The sequence below is a fragment of the Agrobacterium sp. S7/73 genome (assembly GCF_019355535.1).
Taxonomy (GTDB): Bacteria; Pseudomonadota; Alphaproteobacteria; order Rhizobiales; family Rhizobiaceae; genus Agrobacterium; species Agrobacterium tumefaciens.
Window position 1 is genome coordinate 779159 of the sequence record NZ_CP072138.1, and the last position, 25464, is coordinate 804622.

24 protein-coding genes and 3 pseudogenes are annotated in these 25464 nt (G+C 54.6%); 9 read left to right on the forward strand and 18 right to left on the reverse strand.

Translation table 11 applies throughout. The features are described 5' to 3' along the window. Window positions 1-28 precede the first annotated feature (28 nt). The 6 genes from J5276_RS28185 to J5276_RS28210 all read right to left on the reverse strand — a co-directional run bounded on the left by J5276_RS28185 (window position 29) and on the right by J5276_RS28210 (window position 5566). Window positions 29-730 carry a hypothetical protein gene (locus J5276_RS28185; RefSeq protein WP_209160070.1) on the reverse strand — a complete coding sequence of 234 codons (702 nt, stop codon included), beginning with the start codon at window positions 728-730 and terminating at the stop codon, window positions 29-31. A gap of 9 nt (window positions 731-739) precedes the next feature. Then, a complete protein-coding gene (locus J5276_RS28190; RefSeq protein WP_209160071.1) occupies window positions 740-1771 on the reverse strand; it encodes an LLM class flavin-dependent oxidoreductase in 1032 nt (343 codons plus the stop codon). Between the two features lie 109 nt (window positions 1772-1880). Beyond that, the gene (locus J5276_RS28195) at window positions 1881-2888 is read right to left on the reverse strand and encodes a nuclear transport factor 2 family protein (protein WP_209160072.1); all 1008 of its coding nucleotides are present in this window, start codon (window positions 2886-2888) and stop codon (window positions 1881-1883) included. Window positions 2889-2903: 15 nt separating this feature from the next. Beyond that, entirely contained in the window at window positions 2904-3395 is a 492-nt protein-coding gene (locus tag J5276_RS28200) for a nuclear transport factor 2 family protein (protein ID WP_209160073.1), read from the reverse strand. 37 nt (window positions 3396-3432) lie between these two features. After that, window positions 3433-4530, reverse strand: a complete 1098-nt coding sequence (locus J5276_RS28205; RefSeq protein ID WP_209160074.1) for an alkene reductase — start codon at window positions 4528-4530, stop codon at window positions 3433-3435. A gap of 16 nt (window positions 4531-4546) precedes the next feature. Beyond that, entirely contained in the window at window positions 4547-5566 is a 1020-nt protein-coding gene (locus J5276_RS28210; protein ID WP_209160075.1) for a TIGR03571 family LLM class oxidoreductase, read from the reverse strand. A gap of 94 nt (window positions 5567-5660) precedes the next feature. Between J5276_RS28210 and J5276_RS28215 the strand changes: the two genes are divergently transcribed. Then, window positions 5661-6581 (forward strand): LysR family transcriptional regulator, encoded by a 921-nt coding sequence (locus J5276_RS28215; protein WP_209160076.1) that lies wholly within the window; start codon window positions 5661-5663, stop codon window positions 6579-6581. Between the two features lie 489 nt (window positions 6582-7070). On the opposite strand, the gene J5276_RS28220 is transcribed toward J5276_RS28215, so the two are convergent. From J5276_RS28220 to J5276_RS28255, 8 genes are all read right to left on the reverse strand, one after another. Continuing rightward, window positions 7071-7526, reverse strand: a complete 456-nt coding sequence (locus J5276_RS28220) for a heme-degrading domain-containing protein (RefSeq protein WP_209160077.1) — start codon at window positions 7524-7526, stop codon at window positions 7071-7073. Between the two features lie 14 nt (window positions 7527-7540). Then, on the reverse strand, window positions 7541-8365 hold the full coding sequence (locus J5276_RS28225; protein ID WP_370647640.1) for a TolB family protein: 825 nt from the start codon (window positions 8363-8365) through the stop codon (window positions 7541-7543). 77 nt (window positions 8366-8442) lie between these two features. Next, the gene (locus J5276_RS28230; RefSeq protein ID WP_209160079.1) at window positions 8443-9444 is read right to left on the reverse strand and encodes a Gfo/Idh/MocA family protein; all 1002 of its coding nucleotides are present in this window, start codon (window positions 9442-9444) and stop codon (window positions 8443-8445) included. 2 nt (window positions 9445-9446) lie between these two features. Continuing rightward, window positions 9447-10301, reverse strand: coding sequence for a DUF1080 domain-containing protein (locus tag J5276_RS28235; RefSeq protein ID WP_209160080.1), 855 nt, complete (start codon window positions 10299-10301; stop codon window positions 9447-9449). A gap of 36 nt (window positions 10302-10337) precedes the next feature. Continuing rightward, complete coding sequence (locus J5276_RS28240) at window positions 10338-11450, reverse strand: ABC transporter ATP-binding protein (RefSeq protein WP_209160081.1); 1113 nt, start codon at window positions 11448-11450, stop codon at window positions 10338-10340. A 3-nt stretch (window positions 11451-11453) separates the two neighbouring features. After that, window positions 11454-12344 carry a carbohydrate ABC transporter permease gene (locus J5276_RS28245; protein ID WP_209160082.1) on the reverse strand — a complete coding sequence of 297 codons (891 nt, stop codon included), beginning with the start codon at window positions 12342-12344 and terminating at the stop codon, window positions 11454-11456. Continuing rightward, complete coding sequence (locus J5276_RS28250; RefSeq protein WP_209160083.1) at window positions 12344-13240, reverse strand: carbohydrate ABC transporter permease; 897 nt, start codon at window positions 13238-13240, stop codon at window positions 12344-12346. The genes J5276_RS28245 and J5276_RS28250 overlap by 1 nt, the downstream gene beginning before the upstream one ends. A 97-nt stretch (window positions 13241-13337) precedes the next feature. Beyond that, a complete protein-coding gene (locus tag J5276_RS28255; protein ID WP_209160084.1) occupies window positions 13338-14564 on the reverse strand; it encodes an ABC transporter substrate-binding protein in 1227 nt (408 codons plus the stop codon). A 205-nt stretch (window positions 14565-14769) separates the two neighbouring features. On the opposite strand from J5276_RS28255, the gene J5276_RS28260 reads away from it, so the two are divergent. From J5276_RS28260 to J5276_RS28280, 5 genes and pseudogenes are all read left to right on the forward strand, one after another. Beyond that, on the forward strand, window positions 14770-15870 hold the full coding sequence (locus tag J5276_RS28260) for a LacI family DNA-binding transcriptional regulator (RefSeq protein ID WP_209160085.1): 1101 nt from the start codon (window positions 14770-14772) through the stop codon (window positions 15868-15870). 105 nt (window positions 15871-15975) lie between these two features. Continuing rightward, window positions 15976-16260: pseudogene (locus J5276_RS28265) on the forward strand (IS6 family transposase); the annotation flags it as partial. Further along, window positions 16258-16536: pseudogene (locus tag J5276_RS28270) on the forward strand (IS110 family transposase); the annotation flags it as partial. The pseudogenes J5276_RS28265 and J5276_RS28270, both read left to right, overlap by 3 nt. Before the next feature lie 8 nt (window positions 16537-16544). Next, window positions 16545-17429: pseudogene (locus J5276_RS28275) on the forward strand (IS3 family transposase); the annotation flags it as partial. Window positions 17430-17991: 562 nt separating this feature from the next. Next, entirely contained in the window at window positions 17992-18720 is a 729-nt protein-coding gene (locus tag J5276_RS28280) for a RolB family protein (RefSeq protein ID WP_032489284.1), read from the forward strand. Between the two features lie 347 nt (window positions 18721-19067). Here the strand turns inward: J5276_RS28280 and J5276_RS28285 are convergent, their stop codons facing one another. The 4 genes from J5276_RS28285 to J5276_RS28295 all read right to left on the reverse strand — a co-directional run bounded on the left by J5276_RS28285 (window position 19068) and on the right by J5276_RS28295 (window position 22629). Then, window positions 19068-20216, reverse strand: coding sequence for an NAD/NADP-dependent octopine/nopaline dehydrogenase family protein (locus tag J5276_RS28285; protein WP_209160087.1), 1149 nt, complete (start codon window positions 20214-20216; stop codon window positions 19068-19070). Window positions 20217-21300: 1084 nt separating this feature from the next. Then, window positions 21301-21699 carry an IS5 family transposase gene (locus J5276_RS30610; protein WP_255610427.1) on the reverse strand — a complete coding sequence of 133 codons (399 nt, stop codon included), beginning with the start codon at window positions 21697-21699 and terminating at the stop codon, window positions 21301-21303. Then, window positions 21651-22082 carry an IS5 family transposase gene (locus tag J5276_RS30615; protein WP_255610372.1) on the reverse strand — a complete coding sequence of 144 codons (432 nt, stop codon included), beginning with the start codon at window positions 22080-22082 and terminating at the stop codon, window positions 21651-21653. Before J5276_RS30615 ends, J5276_RS30610 begins: the two co-directional genes overlap by 49 nt. A gap of 34 nt (window positions 22083-22116) precedes the next feature. Then, complete coding sequence (locus J5276_RS28295; RefSeq protein ID WP_229002301.1) at window positions 22117-22629, reverse strand: hypothetical protein; 513 nt, start codon at window positions 22627-22629, stop codon at window positions 22117-22119. A gap of 233 nt (window positions 22630-22862) precedes the next feature. Between J5276_RS28295 and J5276_RS28300 the strand changes: the two genes are divergently transcribed. The 3 genes from J5276_RS28300 (at window position 22863) to J5276_RS28310 (ending at window position 25393) form a co-directional block, all read left to right on the forward strand. After that, the gene (locus J5276_RS28300; RefSeq protein WP_032489286.1) at window positions 22863-23309 is read left to right on the forward strand and encodes a transposase; all 447 of its coding nucleotides are present in this window, start codon (window positions 22863-22865) and stop codon (window positions 23307-23309) included. 81 nt (window positions 23310-23390) lie between these two features. After that, a complete protein-coding gene (gene tnpB / locus J5276_RS28305; RefSeq protein ID WP_229002302.1) occupies window positions 23391-23660 on the forward strand; it encodes an IS66 family insertion sequence element accessory protein TnpB in 270 nt (89 codons plus the stop codon). Between the two features lie 62 nt (window positions 23661-23722). Continuing rightward, complete coding sequence (locus tag J5276_RS28310) at window positions 23723-25393, forward strand: IS66 family transposase (RefSeq protein WP_209160089.1); 1671 nt, start codon at window positions 23723-23725, stop codon at window positions 25391-25393. Window positions 25394-25464: the final 71 nt, after the last annotated feature.

Consider the following 25464-nt stretch of genomic DNA (forward strand, 5'->3'; position numbering starts at 1 on the left):
CTAAGCAGCAGTTGCGCCCCGACCGAACTCAGGAATTTAAAACCGTCCATTTCTCGATGTCAGGCAACTCCGAACCAACGTCATCTCTTACGTTAACGTGCAAGACGTTGACGGTAGCAGCGCCTTCCTTGCTGTAGGTGATGACGGCGTCGTATTGCCGACTGCCTTCTGGTGCCACGGTACTCACGGTCAATTGACGAACATCGTTCCCGAACTGGGCCCGAAAGCAGTTCTCCGAGGTCGGCACACTTCCAAGTTCCGCATGAACCAAAGCTGCAACGCGATTACTGGCCCATGATGTTTCGTACTCCGTCCGGGTGTTGGGCAGGATCGGCGTTTTGTCCAACGCGGTGAACCTGGCACCACCGGGCACGAACTCGATGCGCGTTTCGTAACTGATGATGGAACCGTGTACGTCTTCATCGCCCTTGGCCTGGTAGGCGACGACCATGGAAAGGAGACCGTCGCCATTCTCCGCGGTCGCATAGCTGGAGTGCAAAATGTGGTGCGAGCTGATTTCATCGGGCACGGCTGCAAACCATGCGACGAGGCTTGCGTGGTCATTTGCGAACTGATGGCTGCCGCGACGTCCGGAAAGACGCACTTGCGGGTGGAATATGGTCAGATGCGTTTCAAGATTGCCACCCGGTGCTTCCAGAAATGCGAACCATCGATGAGCAAGATGAAGCGCTATATGACGGCGCTTAGCCATCGTATTTTCAACAGTCATTTCTCTTCCTTAGGCGAATTTTACGGATGCCGGTTCGGCAGGTTCAGCGCTCATAGCGGCAACGATGGCATCCACGGCCTCTAGGCGCGCCTGTTCACCCGGCATCATAAGGTTGATCATCACTTCATCGGTACCGTAGGCATCAGCGAGCGCGCGAAGCTGGGCGACGACCTGCGGTCCCGTTCCGGAAATAAGCCTGCCCTGATTTTGCTGGCGGACAGCAAGCTCATGCGGTTCCCAATGGTGATTTCGGGTCGTTGCCAGTGACGGAACCCGCTCGAACGGGTTCATGCTTTCTGCATGCGACAACCAGAGGTGAAATGCGTCCGCATACGTTTGGGCTTCCTCTTCGGTCTCACCGACACTGACGAAGATCGCCACCACGACGTCAGGCGTTTCGGAGAAGCCTGAAGGACGGAAGGCGGCACGATAAGCCTTGGCCGCATTCGGGCCACGAGATGTGGGGTTGATGAAGTGGGCAAAGGTGAACCCCAACCCCATCTGAGCTGCAAACTCCGCCGTCGAGCCTGATGCTCCCAGTACGAATGGCTGCGGCCTCCCGGCGGTCAAAGGATGGGCTTGCATTCCAGCGTAGCGGGAACCGGGCAGGTGGTCGCCCGTGATGAAGCCCATCAGATCGGAAACCTTCTGCGGATAGGGGAGCGCCTCGCGTTTCTCGTCATTGAGCGCTGAGGTGGTGCGCTGGTGGGCGCCCGGTGCGCGGCCGAAGCCGAGATCGATACGGTTCGGGAACATTGCTTCGAGCAGTTGATAGTTTTCTGCAAGCTTGAGGCTGCTGTAATTGGGAATGAGGACGCCGCCAGAACCGACGCGAATGCGGCTGGTGGCGGATGCAATGCGCCCCATCAGGATTTCCGGCGAGTTGCTGGCTGTTGCGGGCATGCCATGGTGTTCCGAAACCCAATAGCGCTTGAAACCCTTTTCTTCCACATGTTGTGCGAGGCGTACGGTCGCTGCCAGAGCGTCGCTTGGTTGAAGGCCTTCATCGACGGGTGAATAGTCCAGAATGCTCAATCGCATGAGAATGTCCTCATTCGTTTCTTGTGATGGGGTGGCAGACAATGTGGGACCGTCCGATTGATGTTCCAAAAGGATCCGTTCCGGCTTGTCCAAGACCCGTGTTACGCGTTTATTCCGTTCGGTCGCCCTCTCCGGACATCGTCACAGCCAGAAGCCGATCAAGGTCGACATCCTTTGCGTTGAACCATCCGGGGCGGTATTCGAACCAGCTGATCTGCCACAGCGCCCCGTGTCGTCTCAGGCGCAGAGGATAGTAGGCACCGAACGTACCGGGCTCGAGGTTAGACTGGGGAATGGATCGACCAACGATCATGGCGGCCTCATCGCCATCGACGGCGCTGGCCAGCACCTGGCCGTAATGCTGCATCCAAGGCCATGCCCGTCGAAAGTCCTTCTGCACACCGACAATGGCGTGCCTGCCGGACAGCGGTCCCATCGGAGTAAACACGCCGGCTGCATCCTCGGTGTAGCTTCCGGTCAGCAATCCGATATCCGCCTGGTCGATGCCCCAGCTATAACGAGCATACGTATCTTCGACTTCCTGCTTTACGTCCGGTCGCAGAAGATTGTCGGGATAGACGTGCCATGGTGCATCGACCTCACTGACGATCACATGAAGTGGATCGCCGATCGTCCAGATTCTTTCGTGAGCCGGGAATCTCCAGGTCGGACGTAGTTCCTTGTCGCCTTCGACCCAGGAGATCTGCACCTTCAGTGCGGACACCATCCACGGGTCCTCTGCCTTACCCCGTCTGAGGTCGATGATAAACACGACACCGAACGACAGTTGGCTGTTCCCGACGATCCGGCACGCGAGGTAGCCGCTGCCGCGCGCTTCTGTCATCGTGCCGCCGAGATACAGATTGCTCGACGAAAGCTCGAAGTTCTGCCCTTCAGGGATTGGACCAAACATGCCAGCAAGTTCGGAACGACCGGAAAGTGTCCCTTGATGGCTTGTTTGCGCCCTGACATTCTCGACAGTCAGCGTATTGAGCGCCTCAACGTTGCCAGACTGCAGCGCGGAGAGGACGTTGCTGATTTCCGATAGGCCCGCCCGATGAGCCGTAGCGGCTTCAGTTGCAAGTTCGGTTGAGACAGGGGACGATGTCACGTTCATTTTTTCCCTCCGCAATTACGATGGAAACGTCATGCCGTTGCCCGGCTGACCACGGCCTTCGCCACCCGCGCGCTGAGGCCAGACGGTTTCCAGCTGTGATCGGCTGATGCGCCATTGGCCACCGACGCGGCGGTACTGATCGGAATAAAGCCCGAGGAGCAGGAGAGGGTTGGGATCGGGCTTCGAAGCGGTTTCGAAGTCGATAAGATAGCAACGGCCTTCTGCCGTATCCGGACCTGTGATCCTGACCCAGTGATTGGTGACCGCATGAAGGAAAGGATAGTTGCCCTTGCCATCGCGATCGAACAGGGTCACTGCCTCGCCCAGACCCTTCTCGATCTCTTCGATGCCGCGCATGCTGCCGACTGTCACGCTGACGACGGCATCTTCTGTGAAGATGTCTGCAAGCCTTTCGGTGTGGGCGCCGTCCAGATAGTGGCTGTAAAGGACGCGAAGGTTGCGGATTTCCTCAATGTCGAAGAGGTTTTGAATTCGTTCGTCGGTCATGATCATATCTCCATGGTTTTGATGCGCGGCGCGCGGCTCAGGCTTGATAATTCGGATAGTCGGTGTAACCACGGGCGCCGTGCTGGCCGTAGAAAGTCTCACGATCAACATCAGCCAGCGGCCAGCCGTTCTTCAGGCGCTCGATGAGATCAGGGTTGGAGATGAATGGTCGTCCCATCCCGATCAGGGAGAGATGACCTTTCTGAAGGGCCTCTTCGCCGGTCTTGAGGTCGAAGCCGCCGGCGGCGATCAGGGTGCCCTTGTAAAGCCTGCAGAAGTTTTCGGCGAAGTCGGCAGGGATGCCGTCCATTCCCATGGTGATCTGATCGCTCAGGTGGACATAGGCGAGCTTGCGTTCATTGAGTTCGCGGGAGACTTCAAGCCAGGTCTGCGCCTCGTCTGCGTATGGACGCATGTCGTTGAGGCGACCGAACGGGGATATCCGCACGCCCGTGCGATTGCTGCCGATTGCGGCGGAAACCGCATCGACGGTCTCCAGCAGAAAACGGAGGCGGTTCTCAATCGATCCGCCATAACGGTCGGTCCGGTCGTTGACCGAGCCGTTGATGAACTGTTCGAAGATGTACCCGTTCGCGCCATGGATTTCGATCCCGTCGAAGCCCGCCTCTATGGCTTTTTGGGCGGCTTTCACGAAGTCCTGCGTAATCCTTGCGACTTCATCCGTCTCCAGTGCACGTGGCGCGCTGGTCGGGACGTTCTGCGGCTTGCCGTCATCGCCATAAGCATATGCGTTGCTGTTTTCTGCGCGCTTGGCTGTCGACGATACCGGCGCTGCGCCGTCCGGCTGAAGAGACGTGTGAGATACGCGGCCGACATGCCAGAGCTGGGCGAAAATCTTGCCGCCCTTGGCATGCACACCATCCGTGACCTTGCGCCATCCTTCGACCTGCGCTTCCGTGTAGAGGCTGGGATTGAACAGATATCCCTGTCCTTCACGCGAGATAGGTGCACCTTCGGTGATGATAAGTCCCGCGCCTGCGCGCTGAGAATAATAGAGCGCCGTCAGGTCGTCCGGAACGTTGTCGATTGCACGGGCACGGGTCATCGGGGCCATGACAATCCGGTTGGAAAGCGTGATGCCAGCGAGATCGTAGGGTTCGAAAATCTTGGTCATAGGAAATCCTTGGTGTTCAGGAAGCTTCGGATAAGATTGGCGGGAAGGACGGGATGACGTTTTCCGCGAGGTCAGCCAGCAACTCGTCATAGGGACGACGGCTGATCTTCGGGTTGAGCGCGGCGTGGCTGACGCCAGCGAGCCGTGCCGCTTCTAGAAATTCCGCCAGAGCGATTGATCCCGTCCTAAAGCCTGCGCGGATACGCTCAAGGGGATGATTGCGGTCTTCGACGAGATCGAGATATCCGGCGATGCCGATCGGCTTGAAGGTGTTTTCGCCATTGATGGAGCGGACGAGCTTTGCCCATTCGCCTGCAAACACGCCCAAATTCTCAACTGCGGGCGAGGGCGCGATAAAGCCGTCCATATTTTCGGCGATCCACTCGATCGATTGCTGTCCACGCCCAATCGCAATTGACGGGGTGCGGTCGAAGGGCGGCTTGGGGAGCAGATCGACGTGACCGTGAGAATTGCCAAAGCGCGGCGACATGAAGGCCGGAAAGTCCTGATCGGTGACAGTGCGGTAGACGTTGTACGCATCTCGAAAGCGATCTCCCCGTGTGTCGAAATCGATGTCAAACAGAGGATATTCGGCTGGTCGATCGCCTGACGACAAACCGAGGATCATGCGGCCGCCGGAAAGATGGTCGAGGGATGTCACCTGTTTGGCGAGGATTTTCGGTTCGCGCAACGGAAGGACGATGCCTGCGGTTCCGAGCGAGATAGACTTTGTCGCAGCTGAAAGCGTTGCGATATAGATCAATGGTTCGAAGACCTGTCCGGTATCGCCATAGCTTGGATCGAAAAATGGTACGTCGCGCATCCACAACGCACCTATCCCGCTCTCCTCTGCAAGTTGAGCCATCCGGATATGATGGCGCATGGTTGGTGCAGGTGTATCAGGATGCGTTTCTAGCGGCAGGATCAGGCCGACCGTAAGGTGGTCCTTCGCAAATAGGCGCCTGTTGCCGGGGTGCTGTATTGGAGCGGAGAAAATGGTGCCGCTTGAGCCTTCCGGTTTCCACTGAAGTGTCATGAATTGAAATCCTTCGTTTGCAATCTAAAATAATGATTGCGAATTCGAAGATAATCCCCTTCAAGTTCCATTCATTTCGTCCTATGATTCCGGAATGGCATATGAAAATAGATTTGATGGCATACAGGAATTTGCGGAAACTGTACGGACAGGGAGCTTCACTGCGGCTGCGGTGACATTGGGCGTCACGGCTTCGGCCGTGGGGAAAAGTGTCTCAAGGCTCGAGGCGCGGCTTGGTACGAAACTTCTGCATCGAACGACGAGAAGTTTGAGCCTGACGAGCGAGGGAGAAGCTTTCCTAGCCTCGTGCACGAACATTCTCGAAGAACTCGAAAGCGCGGAAGGGACACTAACGGCCGGGGCGAGTGTTCCCGTTGGTCGTCTACGGATCGATCTGCCGGGCGCGTTTGGTCGGCGACACGTCATGCCGGTCCTGCTCGACTTGGCGATGCGTCATCCCAAGCTTGATCTGTCAGTCATGTTTTCGGAGCGAACGGTCGATATTTTTGCGGAAGCGACCGATCTCGCGGTGCGAATTGGCGAGCTGAAACAAGACGTCGGTCTGTCAGCAAGGCGCCTGGGTACACAACGGCTGATGATTTGTGCAGCGCCCCAATATCTGGCAGAGCACGGGATACCGCGTGATCCCGCTGAGCTACTGCAAAGAGACTGCGTCGTTGGCTGGCGTCGAGAAGGACGAGCGACCTGGTTGCTCAAGCACGAAGGCGGCCCCGCCTTTTCTCAGGAGGCAAGAATCCGACATGAGTTTAGCGATGGCGACGCGATGCTGGACGCCGTTTTAGGAAGCGCCGGCCTTTCCCAGCTTCCGTCATGGCTTATCAGCGAACACATCGCGACTGGCGCGTTGGTTCCCGTGCTTGAAGAGTACGCGGGTGCGGAAATGCCAATCCACGCCGTCTGGCCCCAATCCCGTTATATGAAACCAAAGCTTAGGGTGGTTATCGATGCGTTGGTGGAGGCAGCCACTGATGGACGCTCAGGCTTTCATCCTTAGCCGTGCGGTCTGGCAACGGCTGCTGAGCGATTACGGCAGCAAAATCTTGAGCAAGCCAATACCGCATGATGTCACTCTTCCTGGCTATAGTGCCAAGCATAATTATGCATCGCATAATTGCAGACAGTCAGAATCTCCTTCGCGCCGGTGTGAGGTTTATATCTGTTCAACCCGCACGTGGGCACTAAATTTTGGGTCAATCCGTTGCATTCGAAACTCCAACGCGGCGGTATAGTTGGCTTAAGCGCCACGGGTCGAGGTCTTTCTGTCGACCAACGCCGTGACGGGCCAGTCAGAAGTACAGCAATCACGAATTAGGGGGTCCTGTCCCTAGCTAGCTCCCACGTCAATTTTGACTGCGAATTCAACCAGGATCTGCGCCGCATGGCATCGAAGGAAGGTGATACTAATCGCGATTTTATTCGAAGAACCGCTCCATATACGGCTCGCACTCCCCTCTTGGCTGACCGGTTCAGGTAAGGTCAGCTTTCACGCAACAGCCCGTAGAGCTTCGACAATCAATCGATGATCATCAGTATCTGGCAAGCCACTGACACAGGCGGTTCCGATAAGAGTGCCGCCGCGCATTATCAACGGAAAGCCACCTCCGCTCGCTACAAAGCTGTCGTTTGGTAAGCGAAAACGGTCGTTAAAATCGTAGCCCCCTGCCTCCGCCTCAAGTCGAACCGCAAGCGAGCTCTTGTGAAAACGATGCGCAACTGCCCGTTTGCGCGCGGTCCAGTCGAGATTGTCTATGGTTGCGCCGGGCAGCAGGGTCGTGAACACCGGGGATAGACCGTGACTGATTTCGATCGCGACAGGCGCATTTTCAGCGCTTGCCCGTGCGCGAATTTCTTGTCCGAGAGCCCATGCAAAATCGTAGTCGAACCTTTCGAGCTGAAGCTCTTGTTGTTCGGTGGCGAGGCTCTCCAAAGTGTAGGTCATCAAAAATCATCCATTCACGAGGCATTGATAGGATAGGCAACGAACGCAAAACGTTTGCAGTCCGGAGACCAACTGTTGACGTTGATCGTCCCTTGCCCTCCGAAAAGACGGGCAACGGTTTTGGCTTTAGACCATTGATCGTCCTCAACCAACTTTAATTCAACCCACAGATCGGCTGGGTGGCCCCGCGTACCAGGAGGATAGGCAAGGTATACCGCTTTCTGGCCGTCCGGGGAGATATGAGGAAACCAGTCGACAGTCTCGTCTTCGGTCAGCCGCTCGGTTTGAGTTCCATCTACACGCATTCTAGCGATTTGGGCATGGCCCGAGAAAGCCTCGGTGTTGAAATAAAGCCATGCTCCATCCGGACTGTACTCCGGACCATCCGTTGGAACACCGCCAGATGTGATCTGCTGAAACCCCTTGCCATCGGCACCGAGTGTGCAAATCTCTGCAGACTGAAACGAAAGCCGTCCATCAACGAGTTGAGCCTCAACGCCTACGAACGCAAGTTGCCTCCCGTCCGCCGAAACGCCGTGCAAGAAATGCAGCAGGTTTTCAGGACCCTCTCGGCCGGAGATCTTCACAGCTTCGCCGCCATCCAAAGGTGCTCGGTAGATTTGCCAATCGTCATACGTCGAGGCAAAGATATGTTCGCCATCCGGATCGAGCACATGGTCGTTGTTCACCGGGGGAAGGCCACTCAGGGGTATGAGTTCAAGGTGAGGCAAGGAGAGGGGAAGACGCCACAAATGCCCATCCCCATTGAGGATGAGGGTGTCACCATCTAGGTTCCAGTTCGGAGCCTCCAGAAGGAGTTCTTTCGTTTCGTACAGCAACAGATTGTCTCCGGTCGCTGTGTCATGGATCCAGATCTGACATACCTGATTTGGCGCTAGTTTTCGCAGTGGAACACTCATGGCAAGATGCGTCCTCTCGTTTGGATGAGAGCCTGATCGAGGAGCTTCATCACACTTAAAGTCAGATCATGTGGAACAAGGGAACTCTCCTTGTAACCCTCACGAAGGCAATTTGCAGCTTCCTCGATCTCCCAGCGGTAACGCCCTTGGCTGGCAGGCTCGATAATTTCCTCTGGTTCCTTATCTCCCGAACTCAGAAGAGCCCTACCTGGATTGAAAAGGTTGTCTGTGACAGACAGCCAGCCGTTGTCCCCGATAAGTCGGAATGTGGAAATGTCTGCGCCTCCCGCTCCGGGAACAAAGCCTCCAGACATGACCGCGTGTCCCTCAGCGTTGCTCACCAGAATTGCTGATGCACTGTCGACGCCGCGTTCCGTCAATCGAGCCGATGCCGTAATATTGGGGGATGTCAGAAGATTGGGAGCAAGCCCTGCGAGAATGTTCATGGGGTAGACCATGCACTCAAGCGTAAAGCTGCCACCAAGCTCGGGATCGGACACGCGTGAGTTCTTCGGACCACCCATTGGGCCAATCGAGGCAGTAAAGGCGCGGGGCGTGCCAATGTCACCCGCTTCAACCCGCGCAGCAAGTGTGCGAAACAACGGGTTGCACAAGGTCCACATGGCATCCATCACGAACAGACCTCGCTCGCTTGCCAGTGTCAGAATCTCCTCTGTCTCCACGGCATTCATCGCAAACGGCTTCTCGACCATCAGTGGCTTGCCAGCCTCGAGCATAAGTCTGGCATGCTGGTGATGGTGGCTATGCGGCGTTGCGATATAGACGATGTCGACATCTTGATCCGCTGCTATTGCTGCGTAGTCGCCATACGCTTTGTCGATGCCGTGCTTTTCGGCAAAGGCCTTTGCTCTACCAAGGTCACGGGACGCAACCGCAACACATCTTGACCCTGGTGTGTGCGCCAGATCTTCGGCGAACAGGCTGGCGATCCAGCCTGGTCCAACTATACCCCAACGGATGTCGATTTCCTCCTTCATCCTCAGAGCTCCTTGATGCGAATGTTACGCCAACGGCACGCCGCGGTTCGGCCCCATCGACCCTCACCAAGCTTCTTGTCGTTGTCGTGCACCTCAAACGCGATATGGCCTTTGGGGCCAAGGAACTCCGCCACGTCGTCAGCGTCGTAGTTCGGGAATTTCATTGTGGCGAAGTCTGTCGAGGCGATAAGCAGGTCATTGATGTAGACGGACGCTTTTGGCTTTGCGCCAACAAAGACGATCCGGAATGAATTCCAGTCGTTGAATTTCCAGACATCAAGAAACTGCTCGACGCTGCAATATTCGGTCAGGAGGTCTCGCTTCTCTTGGGTGAAGATTTCAATGGAGGTCGCGGGATCATCATCTTTTAGGCCGATCGGATTCCCGCTTGCGTCGTTTTTGACATCGAGCGCGAACGGTACCGCATGAAAGCCACTGATGCCGTTGCCATAAAAACCACCGATGGAGCCTGATTTGCGGTGGTCGAGCAGAACCTGGAAACCGTGGAATGTGTCGGGCTTCTTTCGAAGCATGATGCCCGTATCGGCGGGCCAATCGGGCTTAGCGTCGAAACGAAGCTCGAAGTCCCCATAGGTCTTTTCAGTCAGCAGATAACCGCCCCAGCCGCTTCCGGGTTCATCCTGGCGGCCAACGATGGCACCGTCTTCCACCGTCCACACAGCCTCATGCTTAGGCGCCTGCTCATTGTAGTCATCAGGTATCGATCCGGGATGGGCTTCCTGGATCGTAGGTCCGCCTGGCCACATCTGGCCATACGTGCGGGGTGTAGAGAACCATCCGTCGAGGGTCTTGCCGTCAAAGAGCGAAACGAAACCAGTCTCATCAGTGTGAGCCATGATATAAATCCTGTTAATTTTAGTGGAGGTTGCTAATCAGAGCCGCTGCCCTGAGCCTGCGCTGAAGAGTGAGACGAGCGAAGGGTCGATCTCGAATTCGACATCGGAAGCCTCATCAAGGCCTTGTAGGGTATCGACGCGGATCCCTAGCGGATTGGCACCCAGACGACCGACTAGCAGTGTTTCTGCCCCCATTGGTTCGACGGATGTAATTGGCGTTGTTGCACGGAAAGGCGTTTGTCCAGTCAGTCGTGTTCTAACATGTTCCGGGCGTACCCCCAGAACCGCCTTGGTAGGCCCGGTCAACGCTGCGGCAAATTCGTATCCCGACAGTGGAAGATCGAAACCGTCTCCAATGAAGCGAGGCTCTGCTCCGCGAAATCGAACTTCACCGTCGTAAAAATTCATTCCAGGCGAGCCTATGAAGTCTGCCACGAAACGATTTTCCGGATGACGATATATCTCCTTGGGGGTCCCGAACTGGCGGATTTTACCGCCTTCCATTACGGCGATCCGATCAGCGAGGGTGAGAGCTTCAATCTGGTCATGTGTTACGAAGATCATTGTCGCGCCGAGTTGCTTGTGGAGACGCTTCAGCTCGGATCTCAGTTCAGTCCTGAGTTTGGAATCGAGATTGGAGAGCGGCTCATCAAAGAGGAACACGCTCGCCTGACGAACAAGGGCACGGCCGATGGCCACGCGCTGCCGCTGTCCCCCTGAAAGCTGCCTGGGCTTGCGGTCGAGCAGGTGCGTGAGTTGCAACACCTCAGCCGCTTCGGCGACGCGCTTTTCGATCGTAGCCTTGTCGCCTCCGGTCATGCGAAGCCCGAAAGACAGGTTTCCCCGAACCGTCATTTGCGGATAAAGCGCATAGGATTGGAAGACCATTCCGATGTCGCGATCCTTCGGCTCATGCCAGGTGACGTTCTCGTCGCCAATCCAGATCTGCCCGCCACTGGCATCCCGGAGCCCAGCGATGACACTCAGCAGTGTAGACTTGCCACATCCGGACGCGCCGAGCAAAACGATGAACTCGCCCGGTTCGATTTCGATGTTCAGATCGCGTATAACGCTCAGGGAGCCGTAGGAGACGTTGAGGTTGCGAACCGAGACGCCCTTGGTGCGTCCACCATTGGTAACTTTTGACATTGTTTATCCCTTCAATGCGCCGTCGGAAATCCCGCGGACGAACCAGCGCCCCGAAACGAAATAGACAAGGAGTGGGATAGCGGCCGACAGCATGGTCGCCGCCATGTTCACGTTGTATTCCTTCTCGCCGTACTGGCTGGTCACGATGGAACTGAGAAGAACGGTCATCGGCTGGTTCTCGCGGCCCGCGAAAATCAGACCAAAGAGGTAATCATTCCACGCCCCAGTGAATTGAAGGATCACACCCACAATGATGATCGGAGTTGAGATGGGGAGAAGTACGAAGGCAAATATCGACCAGAACCCGCCACCATCGATCCGGGCTGCACTAAACATCTCTTCTGGCACCGCCGCATAAAAATTGCGAAACAGCAACGTCATGATCGGCAAGGTGAAGCCTGTGTGGATCAGGATGATACCTGTTAGGGACCCGAACAGACCAGTTGCCGTCATCATCCGAACGAGAGGAAAAATGAAGACCTGGATCGGTACGAAAGTGCTGACGAGCAACAGTGTGAATATCAGGTTCGCTCCCTTGAAGCGCCAGAACGAAAGTGCATAGCCATTGATCGCACCGAGCAGCAAGGGAAACAGCGTTCCCGGAATTGCGATCTTGAACGAATTGACAAGACCCGGCCGCATGCCCTCGCAAACGCGACCCGTGCAGGCACCGGACCATGCTTTGATCCAAGCGTCGAACGTGAGCGCCTGTGGCAGCGCAAAGATGTTTCCCGTTCGTATTTCGGCCATCGGCTTCAACGAGGTCACAACCATTACGTAGACGGGAAGCAGGAAGAACACGGCTGTCAGAGCCAGGAACACGTAGAGTGCAATCCGAGAAGCCGAGACCTGTCGAGGCTTTCGCCCCTCGGGAATTAACGTAGCGCTGTCCATCAATGTGCTCCTCCTGCACTGCGTTTGCGACGGAAATGAATAATGGCAAACGGGAGGCCAACAAGCAGGCAGATCGCAAGCAGCATGATGGTGGCCGCAGCGGTCGCCTGACCGAGGTTTGATCGCTGGAAAAGCATGTCCATGACGTATTTCGCGGGGACTTCAGTCGCAGTACCGGGACCACCGCCTGTCATGACAACCACGAGATCGTATATCTTGATGGCCGTAAGCGAGAGGAGCACGGCTGCAGTCGCTATCATTGGTCGGATCATTGCCGGAATGACGTGAACGTAGACCTTCCACTTGGCCACGCCATCAATACGCGTAGCATTCCAGATATCCTGGTCAATCCCGCGCAGCCCGGCAAGCATGATGACCATACCCAACCCGGTAGCCTGCCAGACGCCAGCACCCACAAGAGCGTAGATTGCGGTATCCTGTCGTGTCAGAAAGTCGAACCTGAATCCTTCAAAGCCCCAGCCACGGACCGCAGCCTGAACTCCGTAAGTGGGATCAAGCACCCACTGCCACACGATTCCGGTCACGATGAAGCTCAGGGACGCGGACATTAAAAAGATGGTTCGAAATCCGTCTTCAAAACGAATGTTCTGATCGAGAAGCACGGCCAGCACGTAGCCGAGCGTGAGACATCCACCGATGAATAGAAGGCCGAACACGGAGACGTTGACGATCGAAGCCTGCCATAGGTTTGATGCGAAAAGACGAACGTATTGGTCCATGCCAACGAAGCTGTTTGTTGGCAGAAGCTTCGATGCCGTAAACGAAGTCCAGATTGTCCAGGCAAGGCCAAAACAGAGGACAACAACAACGAAAAAGATTGTCGGCGTCATCGCAAGGACGGCAGGCAATTTGCGTAGTCGTGGAGGTAAGGTCATAGCGGATTCCATCAAGGCACCGCCAGAAGGACGATGCTGTGATTGGGAGTGCCGACGGGCTGGGAGAATAACCCGCCGGCGCGAACTAGACGGAGGGCTAGTTCGTTGACTGGAAGGTCTGTAGCACCCCAGAGACGAGGCTATCTGGAGTTGCCTTCTCATCGCTCCAATACTGGCCAATCACGTCCTGCAGTCCCGTGCGTCTGTCAGGTGACATGACATAGGAGAGGCCTGGAAGACGCTTGGCAGGATCCTTCACAACGGCCATGGCCTTCTGCGTACAGGCATCCATCTTGCTGACATCAGCATCCAGGACGGCGGGCATGGATCCCTTGGCGATGTTGTAGGCTACTTGAGTTTCGGGTTCGAGCATCGTCTGAGCAAGGAGCAACTGTCCAGCTCGTTCAGCGTCGTCTTTTGGGAACAGAAACATGTCACCGGTCAGGATGATTGCGTCGTTCTGTGGGCCGAGCATGCATCCGTACTCAACATCGGCAGTCAGACCGGCTGCCGTGAACTCGCCCTTTGCCCAATCACCCATCACCATCATTGCGGCTTGGCCCGTCGCCACCATGTTGACAGCAACGTTCCACTGTCTGCCGGGGCTCCCTTCATCGTCGTACTGCCGGAGGCGGCCAAAGATTTCGGCAGCTTTTTTGAAACCTTCCGATTTCACGGCGGTTTCGTAATCGTCTGTCTGCATTTGAAGGTAGGCATCAGGCGCAACGCCCGCAAGAATCTTATAAAACAGAATTGCGAGCTGCCATTTTTGGCCCCCGACTGCGAACGGAATAATGCCCGCAGCCTTGATCTTGTCCATGTGGGCAAATAGTTCGTCGTAAGACTGCGGCTCCTGAAGGCCGAGATCAGTGAACACTTTCTTGTTGTACCAGAGCCAAACTTCCGATTGCGAGTTGATCGGCGCACCATAGACATGCCCATCTCGTGTGATCGAAGCCCAGACGAAATCCGGAAGACGGTCTTTCCATTTACCTTCAGCAGCGACCTCGTCAACTTCAGCCATGAGTCCTGCTGCGTGAAGTTCATCCAGATCGGTCGCCTGCATTTTTGCTGCGCCCATTGGGTCACCAGCGACGATACGCGAGACCGCGGGGGCGGTGGAGTCGCCGGGAACAGCAAAATCGATCCACTTGCCGCCCTTGGCCTCAAAAGCGCCCGCAATCGCATTGAGCGCGGCGGATTCGCCACCCGAAACCAGGTTCGAGTAGACCTCTACTTTGAGGTCTTTGTCTTCAGCGAATGCGGCAGTCGATAAAAGTGTGGGGGTTAATCCAAGCAGTGCGGATTTCATAAATGCATGCATTCCATCTTCCTCCTCAAGAAATGGAAATCTTTAACCCACACGCGTGGGCCGATCTTCTGGATGCCTTATCCTCTTTAAGGAACCCCGGAGCCCGTTGTGCAATAACGATGCGCCATGTAAATGTAGTAGCGTTACTACATGTGGTTTGCAATAGGCCTCGTGTCGTTTATTTAGAATCGTAGGTGTGTGGGAGGACAGGACTGGTATGACGGGGCAAAGGAAAACAACGCTGGCTGATATTGCAGCCAAGACGGGATATGGCACAAACACTGTCTCGCTGGCGCTTCGCGGCAGTACTCGCATCTCGCAGGAAGCACGCGATGTCATTGCAAAAGCCGCATCAGAACTTGACTACATTCCGAATAACTCTGCGAAATCACTGGTATTGAAGAGGAGCAACACGGTCGGGATGCTCCTTGAATATCTTACAAACCCGCAGCCCACCGCGGTCGCCACCGAGCTCCAGCGCGAGATGGCCGAGCGCGGCTACGGTGTTTTGTTCGCCACAAGCAGTACGCCCGAACAGGAAACTGCTGCGATTGAGATGTTTCGTCGGCACGGCGTAGATGGCTTGCTCATTTATCCTGTCGATCACACGAACCTTGACCATCTCCACAGACTGAGGGCGCGAAATTTTCCGATCGTCATGCTGGTCGGCATGCGGGATACTGGTCTTGATTGCGTTGGGGTGGACGAATTCAAAGCTTCCTTTGATGCCACTACACACCTGATTGCCTTGGGGCACACCAGAATAGGTGCGCTTGGTCCACTCAATGAGAAGCCGCTTAAGATCGATGGTTTCAGGCATGCCCATCGCGTCCACGGCATCCCCCTCGATGAGCGGCAGATTGTCGAACCAGACGGTTTCAGCATGGAAGCAGGTTACAATGGTATGAAGAAGCTATCAGCCCGCCAATCTGATTTGACGGCGCTGTTTGCGAGCTCGGACGTTTATGGTCTGGGGGCTATGCGATGGGCACAAGACAATGGGATCTCAGTTCCCGAACAGCTTTCTATCGTTGGATATGACAACATCGAGTTTGGAAAGTTTTCTCACACCTCACTCACGAGCGTTCAGAACGACGGCGCAGCTCTTGCGAAAGCTGCAGTCTCCCGCTTGGTCCAGTTAATGGAAGTGGGCACCAAACTTCCCGCGCCGACGTTAAATCTACTACCCGGAGAACTCGTCGTCCGAGAGAGCACCTCGCGTCCCGGTCATTCTTCAACGATAGGCCAACCAACCTACCAACGCGGACACCCAGGCGCTGTCGCGATTTCCGCGAACTTCAGATGGTCGGGCGATTAGCCAGTCAGCATATTTCCCAGCAATGTCGACAATTACACGGGTATGAGTTCACGGATGAAGTCGCCTTAACCGCGTGGTTGGGCTGGGCTTGATAGACGGCTTGTCATGACCGAAGCCCCGCCCGCCCACTTTAGACGCCATGGCTTTCCCGCCGAGATCATCGCCGATGCGGTTTGGTTCTACTATGGTTTTCCGCTCAGCTTCCGCGACGTCGAGGATCTGGTGGCGGAACGCGGCATCGCCGTCTCATTCCAGACCGTCGTGGAATGGGCGGCGAAATTTGGCTTGAAGTTCGCACATCCGCACCGGGGCTGCTCACGAGGCCAGTTTGCCGACAAGTGGCAGCTCGATGAGGTGGTGGTGACGTTCAAAGGGAAGAAATGGTGGTTGGCCGCGACCACGCTCGGCCGCAGCGACACTGTACTTGGCGCATTCTACCGGCGGCTGGCAGGGCGTATTGGAAAACAGAAAGCCGTCACGGCGACCGCACGCAAGATTGCCGTCCTTTTCTACAATGCGCTGCGTTATGGGATGGTGTATCGCGATCCAGGCGCTGCTGCCTATGCTGAGCGCCATCGTGGCCGTGTCATTGCGAATCTCCAACGCCGCGCTCGGTCTATGGGCTATGATCTCTCACCCCTGGCGCCTGGGGACTGTGTTTCTTAGGAAGCGGCCGCGTATTTCGCCAGGGATGCAAAGTGAAGTACGCGTTCATTGCTTTGCATCGCTTGCAGTTTTCGGTGCGGACGATGTGCCGCCTTCTGCGGGTTCACCCGAGTGGATTTTACACCTGGCTGAAGAACCCACTGAGCAGGTGAGCCAATGAGGACAAGCGACAGACCGATCTGCTCCTGAAGGCATGGGAAGAGAGCGGCAAGGTCTACGGTTATCGCAAGCTGCACGACGACCTTCTCGATCAGGGAGAGATGTGCTGCCCGAACCGGGTCGCGCGCCTGACGCGTCTCGCCGGAATAAAGGCGCAGATCGGCTATAAACGCCGTCCCGGCATCTATGGCGGCAGACCGTCTGTCGTCGTCGATAATAAGCTCGACCGGCAATTCGACGTAGCAGCTCCGGACAAGGCCTGGGTCACGGACATCACTTACATTCGAACCTACGAAGGTTTCGCTTACCTTGCGGTTGTCATCGACCTCTATTCTCGCCGGGTCATCGGCTGGGCGGTGCAGAGCCGACAGACCACGGACGTCGTATTGCAGGCTCTGCTCATGGCGGTGTGGCGACGCAAACCGAAAGACAAGGCGCTGATCCATTCGGATCAGGGCTCGCAGTTTACCAGCATGGACTGGGCCTCGTTCCTCAGGCACCACAATCTGGTTCACTCGATGAGCCGACGCGGCAACTGCCATGACAATGCGGTGGCCGAGAGCTTCTTCAATCTTCTGAAACGAGAGAGGATACGTCGCAGGGTTTACCGTTCACGCGATGAAGCACGCCAGGACGTGTTCGACTACATCGAAATGTTCTACAACCCGAAACGCAAACACGTCAGGAACGGGATGCTGTCGCCCGTCGAGTTCGAGAAGCAGCAGAAAATCTAACCCGAGGGTGTCTACGAAACTCGGGGCTATTCAGGCATCAACATACCTCAGAAGCAAAATCGCCACCGCCTTGCGAGGGATCGAACCAGAAGGCCGCCGAATGTTCTAGTGATTCCAGCCGATGATAAGTCCCAAAGGCTGTTTAACATAATTAGACGTTGGCAGGATATATTGGTGTGTAAACATTTGTGCTAAAATAGATCGACTTAGGTTCGATACGTGAACCAATTAGTAGTCTCTCTACACTGGCACCCGCCAACCGACAACCTACTGTATTTTTGAAATCAACAAATGTCCTGAATTTACAATTAAAGAGTGGTATTTTTTATCAAACGACTTTTTTCAAAAAAAGATCATACAATTACGGCTGAAATTTCGGAGTACTATGGTAAAGTGCATTTAGTGCTTGAAGGTACATTAAAAGTTATTCAAAGCCTGTCGCTTTATTTTAGGTCTTTTTTTTTAAAGCCGTAAACGGCGGCCCAATCTGCGGCCGCAATGATCGCATTTTCGCTTATTAAAGCTGGTCAGAACGGTTGGCATTGATATTCAACGTTTGATTATGGAGTTTAACAGGCCAGTTTTCATTCCATCTAATCTCTGTTTGGTCTTTCGCCCTGAGCAGGTGGCGATAGCCATTGAGATCGCTCTCAACGTATATAGGAAATTCGTCGTGTTCGATTTGATGAAGCGGCAAAAGGAATGGGCGCAGACGGTACCACTCACAGCAGACTTCTACTGGAGAGTGGTAGCTGGTGAGTTCTTCACAAAACCTCTCCTTGATTGCCCCGCTAAAGGGCGTGGATTCCGTGAGGTCCAACTTGATAGAGCTTTGCTCTATGTCTACGGGCCGAGGGATTTTATTGCTGATTACGTTAAAACTCGAACGCTCTGGCGTCCCAGGAGGCAAGACATCGTAGCTTGTACAATGCCCCCTTTTAGAGGAGAGATATGCAAGCAAGAGATTCTCCGTTTGCACAATAGGTTATCTTTTGTTTCATACAATACTGACGCTGATGTGGAGTACTATGTGGCTATTCTACCAAACCAGACGTTTGCAGAGGGCCCTAGCTTTTTACTTGAAAGCAGCGGCGAATATTGTGGATTTTTCCACGCAGATGGTGTGAGAGCCAAATACGATATCATTGCTTTTGGCCGCTCACACTTCCGCAACAGTTCTCCGAATGACAACACTCTGTTCGACCCAAGTATTCCCCTAGAAGCAATTCAAGAGGTGCCTTCCAAGACGAAGGGGTTTAAAAAATTCGTATCTTGCTTCTATGGGAATTGAGTTAGTGTTTGTGTTGAATTTTATATTTATAGTTTATGGAGCTTGTTGTTTTCTTTTGTTGCTGAAAATCCAATAAAGCTTATGTTGTGATGATTGTGTATTATATTGACTATTTAATATTTTCTAGAAATAATAAATTATAAATAAACATTCATGATTATAAACATGATAATCTCAAAGAAAATTACACGCAATATAATTATGATTTATTATACACAATAAAACGAAAACAGTGCACACAACACACAGGCAGTCGCTTCACATCAGCGCCCTGCCGTTTATTGAGATACTTTAATAAGTATGTCATCACATATATAATTTTGGACTGCCGTAGCGGACATCAGATACTAGACGGTGCGCGCTCCAAAGATTGACAGTTTAGTTGGATCGAAAGGCAGGCCGCCCATCAATGAAAGTGCGTCCACATCGTCGCCTCTTGCGGCCTTTATCAGCGACATGATGCTTTTCGTAACTGGAATTTTGATACGATGCGATTTGGCAATCGCGCATATCATCTCCATAGTGCGGATTTCTTCTGAGAAATAGCGGTGCTGCAAGGTGTCGGGACAAGCAAAGTTGACGTTGTACGGGAACGGTGCCAGACTGAATTCCCTCATATTCACATAGTCAGTCTTTGACTGGGTGTTGCACTCTGCCAGGACGGTGTCTAGCTTTATCCCAAGAGCGCCTGCAACTTTAAGACGCTCCTTGTCCGCAGCATCTATCACAGCGCACACGTAACTATTGGTACCTTGGCCATAAAAGTAAAAGCGATAATCGGCGCCCACACGGGATTCCAATTCCGTGCGCCAACCCTCAGCGCGCTCGGTAAGCGACCCTTCCGGATCGCGCAGCCGGCCAATATTGAGCGTCGCTGAAACTGCATGGATTATATAGTTAGAGAAAAAAAGCGAGTGGAGTGGCGAGATAGCAGTTATCGAGGAGCCAAAGATCTTTGCCAGTGTCTCGCTAATTGACTTCGGCAGTTTTAAATTGCCTCCGCCATCGCGTGTCACAGGATAGCACGACACACCAAACGAAGGCAGTATCGCTTTGATGTGAACTTCGTTTCCCTGTCCGCCGATCAGCTTTGCAGTTACAGGGGAATCGTCAGTCTCTAGAATGCGTTCGCACATCAAGCGAGCCGCGTAATTGACAGTGAATCCGTGCCCGCAGATTACGAGCAGGGGCTTTTTCAGGACGAACTTTTCGAGATCTTGAACGAAAGCTTGGTGCACGTCAGCTCGGGTTGCGAGGATCAGAAATTTCGCTGAAGCAAGCAGATCAGACAATTCCTGATATATTGTAACCTCATGCTTACCTTCGATCAAGCCGCTGGCCAGTATCCCACCATGTTGGCGAATTGAAGGCAATGAACCTGGATGATTTGCCGGAGCCCACATGGCTGTTTGAACTTTCTGGCTTGAAAACCAGGCCGCTAAAGCTGTTCCAGCGTGGCCGCCTCCAATGACTCCAACCGTCAGCTCAGATGCCATTGTTTAAGTTTTGTATTGAAATGGAATGCTTAGTTGATTGCAGTGGAAAGGAGCTTCGTCCAAGCTCATTTATAGAGTCGATGGCCCTCGGCCTGAAGCAAACAATATTCTCCAGAAAATAATCAAAGCAATGATAAAGAAAGTTTCAAGTATCACGTTAATAATATTCGCAAAATGCGTTGCAAGTAACGAATAAAGTGCAGCTGCTTGAGTGCCGCAAAAGTGGATTGTAGCAATTTTCCGACTTATTTATAGAATGCAATTTGATCACGCGCCACTTCGTAAAAGATGCTCTCTACCCTAAAATGGGGATTATCGAGCTCGAAACATGCGATTGAACTTTTAAACGGTTCACAACGTTAATATCGGTCCAAACTAACGATTATGATCACTGTATCAATGCTGAGGGACGTTGGAATAACGTGATAAGATAATATGATCATCGGTAAATTTATATTTAATTATCGAATAGTGATTATTAAAATAACAAAATTACAGCTCGTAAATAAAACAAGTGACGTGAGAGGATACAAAAATGTGTCAAGGTATTTGACGTTCTCTGCCAGTAATAGGCGATATTCGTCAAAACACTTGCTATATCTCGTACTGCGGCTGCAGATTTGCTAATCTAGCGGCCGATCATGGGGAGAGAACCAGCGGATGCGACATTCGTAAAATGGCAATCGCGTCTTCCTGAGGGATGCTAAGTGAAGTACGTGTTCGTTGACCAGAATCACATATGAGATTTTGATGCAGCGACCTTGTTCTGCGCTTAGATCAATTAGTTACTCACACAAACTTACGGGTAAACTGGGCTCGCGGACTTAGATCAATCTGCAAAAATCACAGAGTGGCAGGATGTATCAGATTGTAGTGATCGTTTATTGACCCCTATCTGCGTAACTTTGTTTGTATCTCTGTTTTGGGACTGAAGTTTTTACGGCCTTGGAAGCACAATCTCTCCGATGGCGCGGCACGTCGATCTCTCGGACTATGTGACACAGATCGGCGGCATTGGGGATATCAGACGACGCCAAAGAAAATCCCGCCGACGAAAGCTCACTCGTTCGCCGGAAGAGTTTGTCTAGGTCCTGTTGACAAAGTACGGCAACCATATCTTCGCGGCGGCCAGAGCGAGGAATGCTGAGAAGGATTTTCGGGTTTTGTCGTATCGGGTCGCCACGCGGCGGAACTGCTTGAGACGGTTGAACATCCGTTCGATATGGTTTCGATTCTTGTAGGCTCGGAAGTCGCAGGCAGGCGGGTTCTTCCGGTTGGCTTTCGGCGGAATGACCGGCCTGATCCCGTGGGTCAGCAGTTCCTCGCGCAGGAAATTGCCGTCATATCCTTTGTCGGCAAGAAACAACCTCGGTTTACCGACCGGTATTGCCAGTAAATCAGGAACGGCACTGTAATCAGAAGCCTCTCCGCCGGTCAGGATGAAGCCGAGAGGGCGTCCTTGACCGTCTGCACGGGCGTGGATTTTCGTCGTAGAGCCACCGCGTGATCGACCAAAAGCCTCCTTATAAGTCCCCCTTTAGCGCCCGCTGCCTGCGAATGGCCACGAACCGTTGTACTCTCGATCATATGCTGCCAGTCGTCGGTCAGCCCCAACTCGACCAGCGTCTCTAACAGAGCGTCCCATATGCCTTGTTCAGCCCATCGGCGGAAACGAACATAAATCGAATTCCATTTGCCGTATCGCTCATGCATATCGCGCCATGGACAGCCAACGCGCAAGACGTGAAGCATCCCGTTCAAAAAGCGGCGGTTGTCATGCGATGGGCGAGACTTGCGGCCCCGCTCTCTCGGCAGCAGCGGTTCAACTATCCGCCATTCTGCATCACTCAAATCGCCTCGTTCCAAAACCGCCTCCTAAAAGGTAGTGTTGAATCACGCTTCAAGCGATTTTGGAATCGGGGTCAATTGCAGCTGATGAGCTTTTCGCGTCCAAAGTCTCCCAAATCTCGCCATCGCGAACCTCAATCCAGGCGGATTTCTGATGCTCAGGGCAACGGTCAAATATGGTCCAGCTAGGCTGGCCGTCTGCGGTCATAAACGAAGCTATATAAAGTCCGCCTGCCAATTCAATCGAGAGCTCTGGAAGTCGTCCGAATAACGATACATTTCGAACGTCACGACCGATAAGCGACCGAAAAGTCTCTTCCCAACCGTCTTCGTCGCTCCACCTTCCGCACACAATCGAGTTTTCATTCTCAATCCGCCAACTCCACTCGATCATGACTGTGAAGTCGCCCTGTGAATTTCCGGCAGTACCGTCGCGTCTCACTTGGGGTGATAAGCGGCCAAACTCCAAGAAAATTGCCGAGCCATGGCCACGCCAAACCGCCGACAACGGCTTTGTCAAAAGCGCAGATCGAAACTTATCGAAAACTTCCAGAGGCGTTGGCAACGTATCCCTCCCAACCCATAACGGATGAAACTCCCCGATGATCGAGAACTTTGTCAACAGGACCTAGCATTACAGTCGCATGTTTATCTATTGTCTGAATAAACGGGCCTCCATGGTTCGGAGACGATGGATAGCAGGTGCATCGTAAGCGCTGTCTCCGCCCCATTGGATAGGCTGTATTTTGAGGCTGGGCGGGCGTGCGAGAAGGTTTCCAGGACTATCTGGAGATTTGCATGGCAGATGATGGATTTGTTGGGCGCTACGAAGTTGTCGAGCCGCGCCGCGGAAACCGGCGTTGGCCAGATGATGTGAAGGCGCGGATCGTGGCGGAAAGCCTTGAGCCTGGTGTTCGTGTTGTTGATGTCGCGCGCCGTCATGACGTTGTTCCGCACCAGCTTTCTTTCTGGCGCCGACAAGCGCGCGAGGGCATTCTGGCGCTGCCTTTTGAGGCTATGCTGGGCCTGTCGGAGAGCGGCGATGCCGAGCCTGCATTTGTGCCTTTGGCGATTGCGGCAGAGCCGAGCGAGGCGTTGAATGTTTTGGCGCCGCCGAAACTGCGGGAGGCGGTTTCGTCAGTCTTGACGCTCACGATCGGCCCGGACGTTGTGATACGGGTTCCCGGCGATGCGCCGGTTGAACGGGTCGCCGCTCTGGTGCGCGCCATGCGAGGGACGGCATGATCGTCGCGGGCCAACGACTGCCGATCCCTGATTGCAACGCGGCCGGTGAACTCCCGCTGCGGGCATCAGGCGCTGGCTCTGATGGTGCAGACCGAGTTGAAGCTCGACCCGCATTCCGGGGTGACGGTGATCTTCCGGTCGAAGCGCGGTGATCGTCTGAAAATCCTGGCATGGGATGGCACCGGAATGGTGCTAACCTACAAAATTCTTGAACATGGAAGCTTTGCCTGGCCCAAGGTGCAGGATGGGACGATGCGTCTTTCCAGGGGGCAATACGAAGCGTTATTCGAGGGGCTCGACTGGCGGCGAGTCATGGCGCAACGGGTGATCGCGCCGTCGGCGGCAGGGTGACTATCCGGCTGCCTTTGCATTGTTTTATTTGGATTTTTTGTGCTGTCTTGCTATAAGACCGCATGTCGCAACCTATTGATCTCAGCCTGTTTCCGAACCTTCCGCCAGAGGTGGTGAAGGCGTTTGCCGCGATGCAGTTCGAGCTGTCGGTCGAGCGTGCTGCACGTCAGCATGAACAGGCGGTCGTTGCCGAAAAGGACGCGTTCATCGGTGAGTTGAAGGAGCTGATCGAGAGGCTTGAGGGTCAGGTTCACGACTATCGACGCACGAAGTTCGGGCCGAAATCGGAAAAGCTCGATCCGGCGCAGATGGAACTGGCGCTGGAAGACCTTGAAACGGCGATCGCCGAAACACAAGCACGGATCGCCGCCGTCGAGCAGAAGATCGAAGCAAGCGCAGATGATCCCGAAAAGGCTGGCGATCCTGACAAGGCCGTTTCTCGCAAGGAGCGTAAGGCCCGTGCACTGCCTGAACACCTGCCGCGGGTCGAGCGCGTGATCGAGCCCGAGAGCATCGTTTGTCCCTGCGGTTGCGGCAACATGGTGCGGATCGGCGAGGACCGGACGGAACGGCTCGACCGGATCCCGGCGCGCTACGAGGTGATCGTCACGATCCGCCCGAAATACGCATGCCCCAAGGGTCGAACGGGCGTCATCCAGGCCAGAGCGCCCGCGCATCTTCTGGAGGCAAGCTGGCCGACTGAAGCCCTTCTGGCGGAGATTGCCGTCGCCAAGCATTCCGAACATATGCCGCTCAACCGGCAAGCTGAGGTCATGGCGCGACACGGGGTGCCGATAGACCGCACGGTCCTTTCCGATTGGATGGGGCGCGCGGGCAGCGAAATCGCACCGGTGGTCGACCATATGGCCAAACGGCTGCTGTGGGAAAGCACGCGGCTTTATGTCGACGAGACAACGGCTCCGGTGTTGGATCCGGGGCGAGGCAAGACGAAGACCGGTTATCTGTGGGCCGTGCTACGTGACGACCGCGGCTGGAATGGCTCTGCGCCGCCAGGTGCGGTGTTTCATTACCGGCCCGGGCGTAAAGGCGAATATGACGCTGAAATCCTCGACGGGTTTAACGGGACAATCCAGGTGGATGCCTACGGTGGTTACTCTCACCTCGCCACGTCGGACCGGATGGGTGGCGATCCCTTGAAGCTGGCTTTCTGTTGGGCGCATGGGCGCAGAAAGCTGATCAAGGCCGCGCCAAAGAGTGGATCGCCCATCGTCGACGAGGCGCTGGTGCAGATCGCCGCGCTCTACAAGATCGAAGACAGTATCCGGGGCTCAGATCCCGAACATCGCTGGGCAGTTCGACGGGACCTGTCCCTCCCGCTGGTGGACGAGTTCTTCACCTGGCTGGCAGCGCAAGCCAAGCGCGTCTCACGCAAGTCTGACCTCGGAAAAGCCCTGGCCTATATGCTGACGCGGCAGGACGGCTTCCGGCTGTTCCTGGGCGACGGCCACGTCGATATCGACTCTAACCTGGTGGAAAACGCGATCCGCCGACCGGCCATGAACCGCCGCAATGCGCTCTTTGCGGGGCACGATGAAGGGGCGCGCAATTGGGCTCGGTTTGCCAGTCTGATCGGCACTTGCAAAATGAACGGCGTTGAGCCCTACGCCTATCTGTGCGACCTCTTCACCCGCCTCGCAAACGGCCACCTCGCCAAGGACATCGAAGCCCTGATGCCGTGGGCCTATGCCGCCCGCATCAAGGCCTCACAATGAGCTCGTCAGGTACTCTTCGGTGAGCTCATTTGACGGCCCGCAGATCAACCTCAGATAGCTGCAACTGAAAA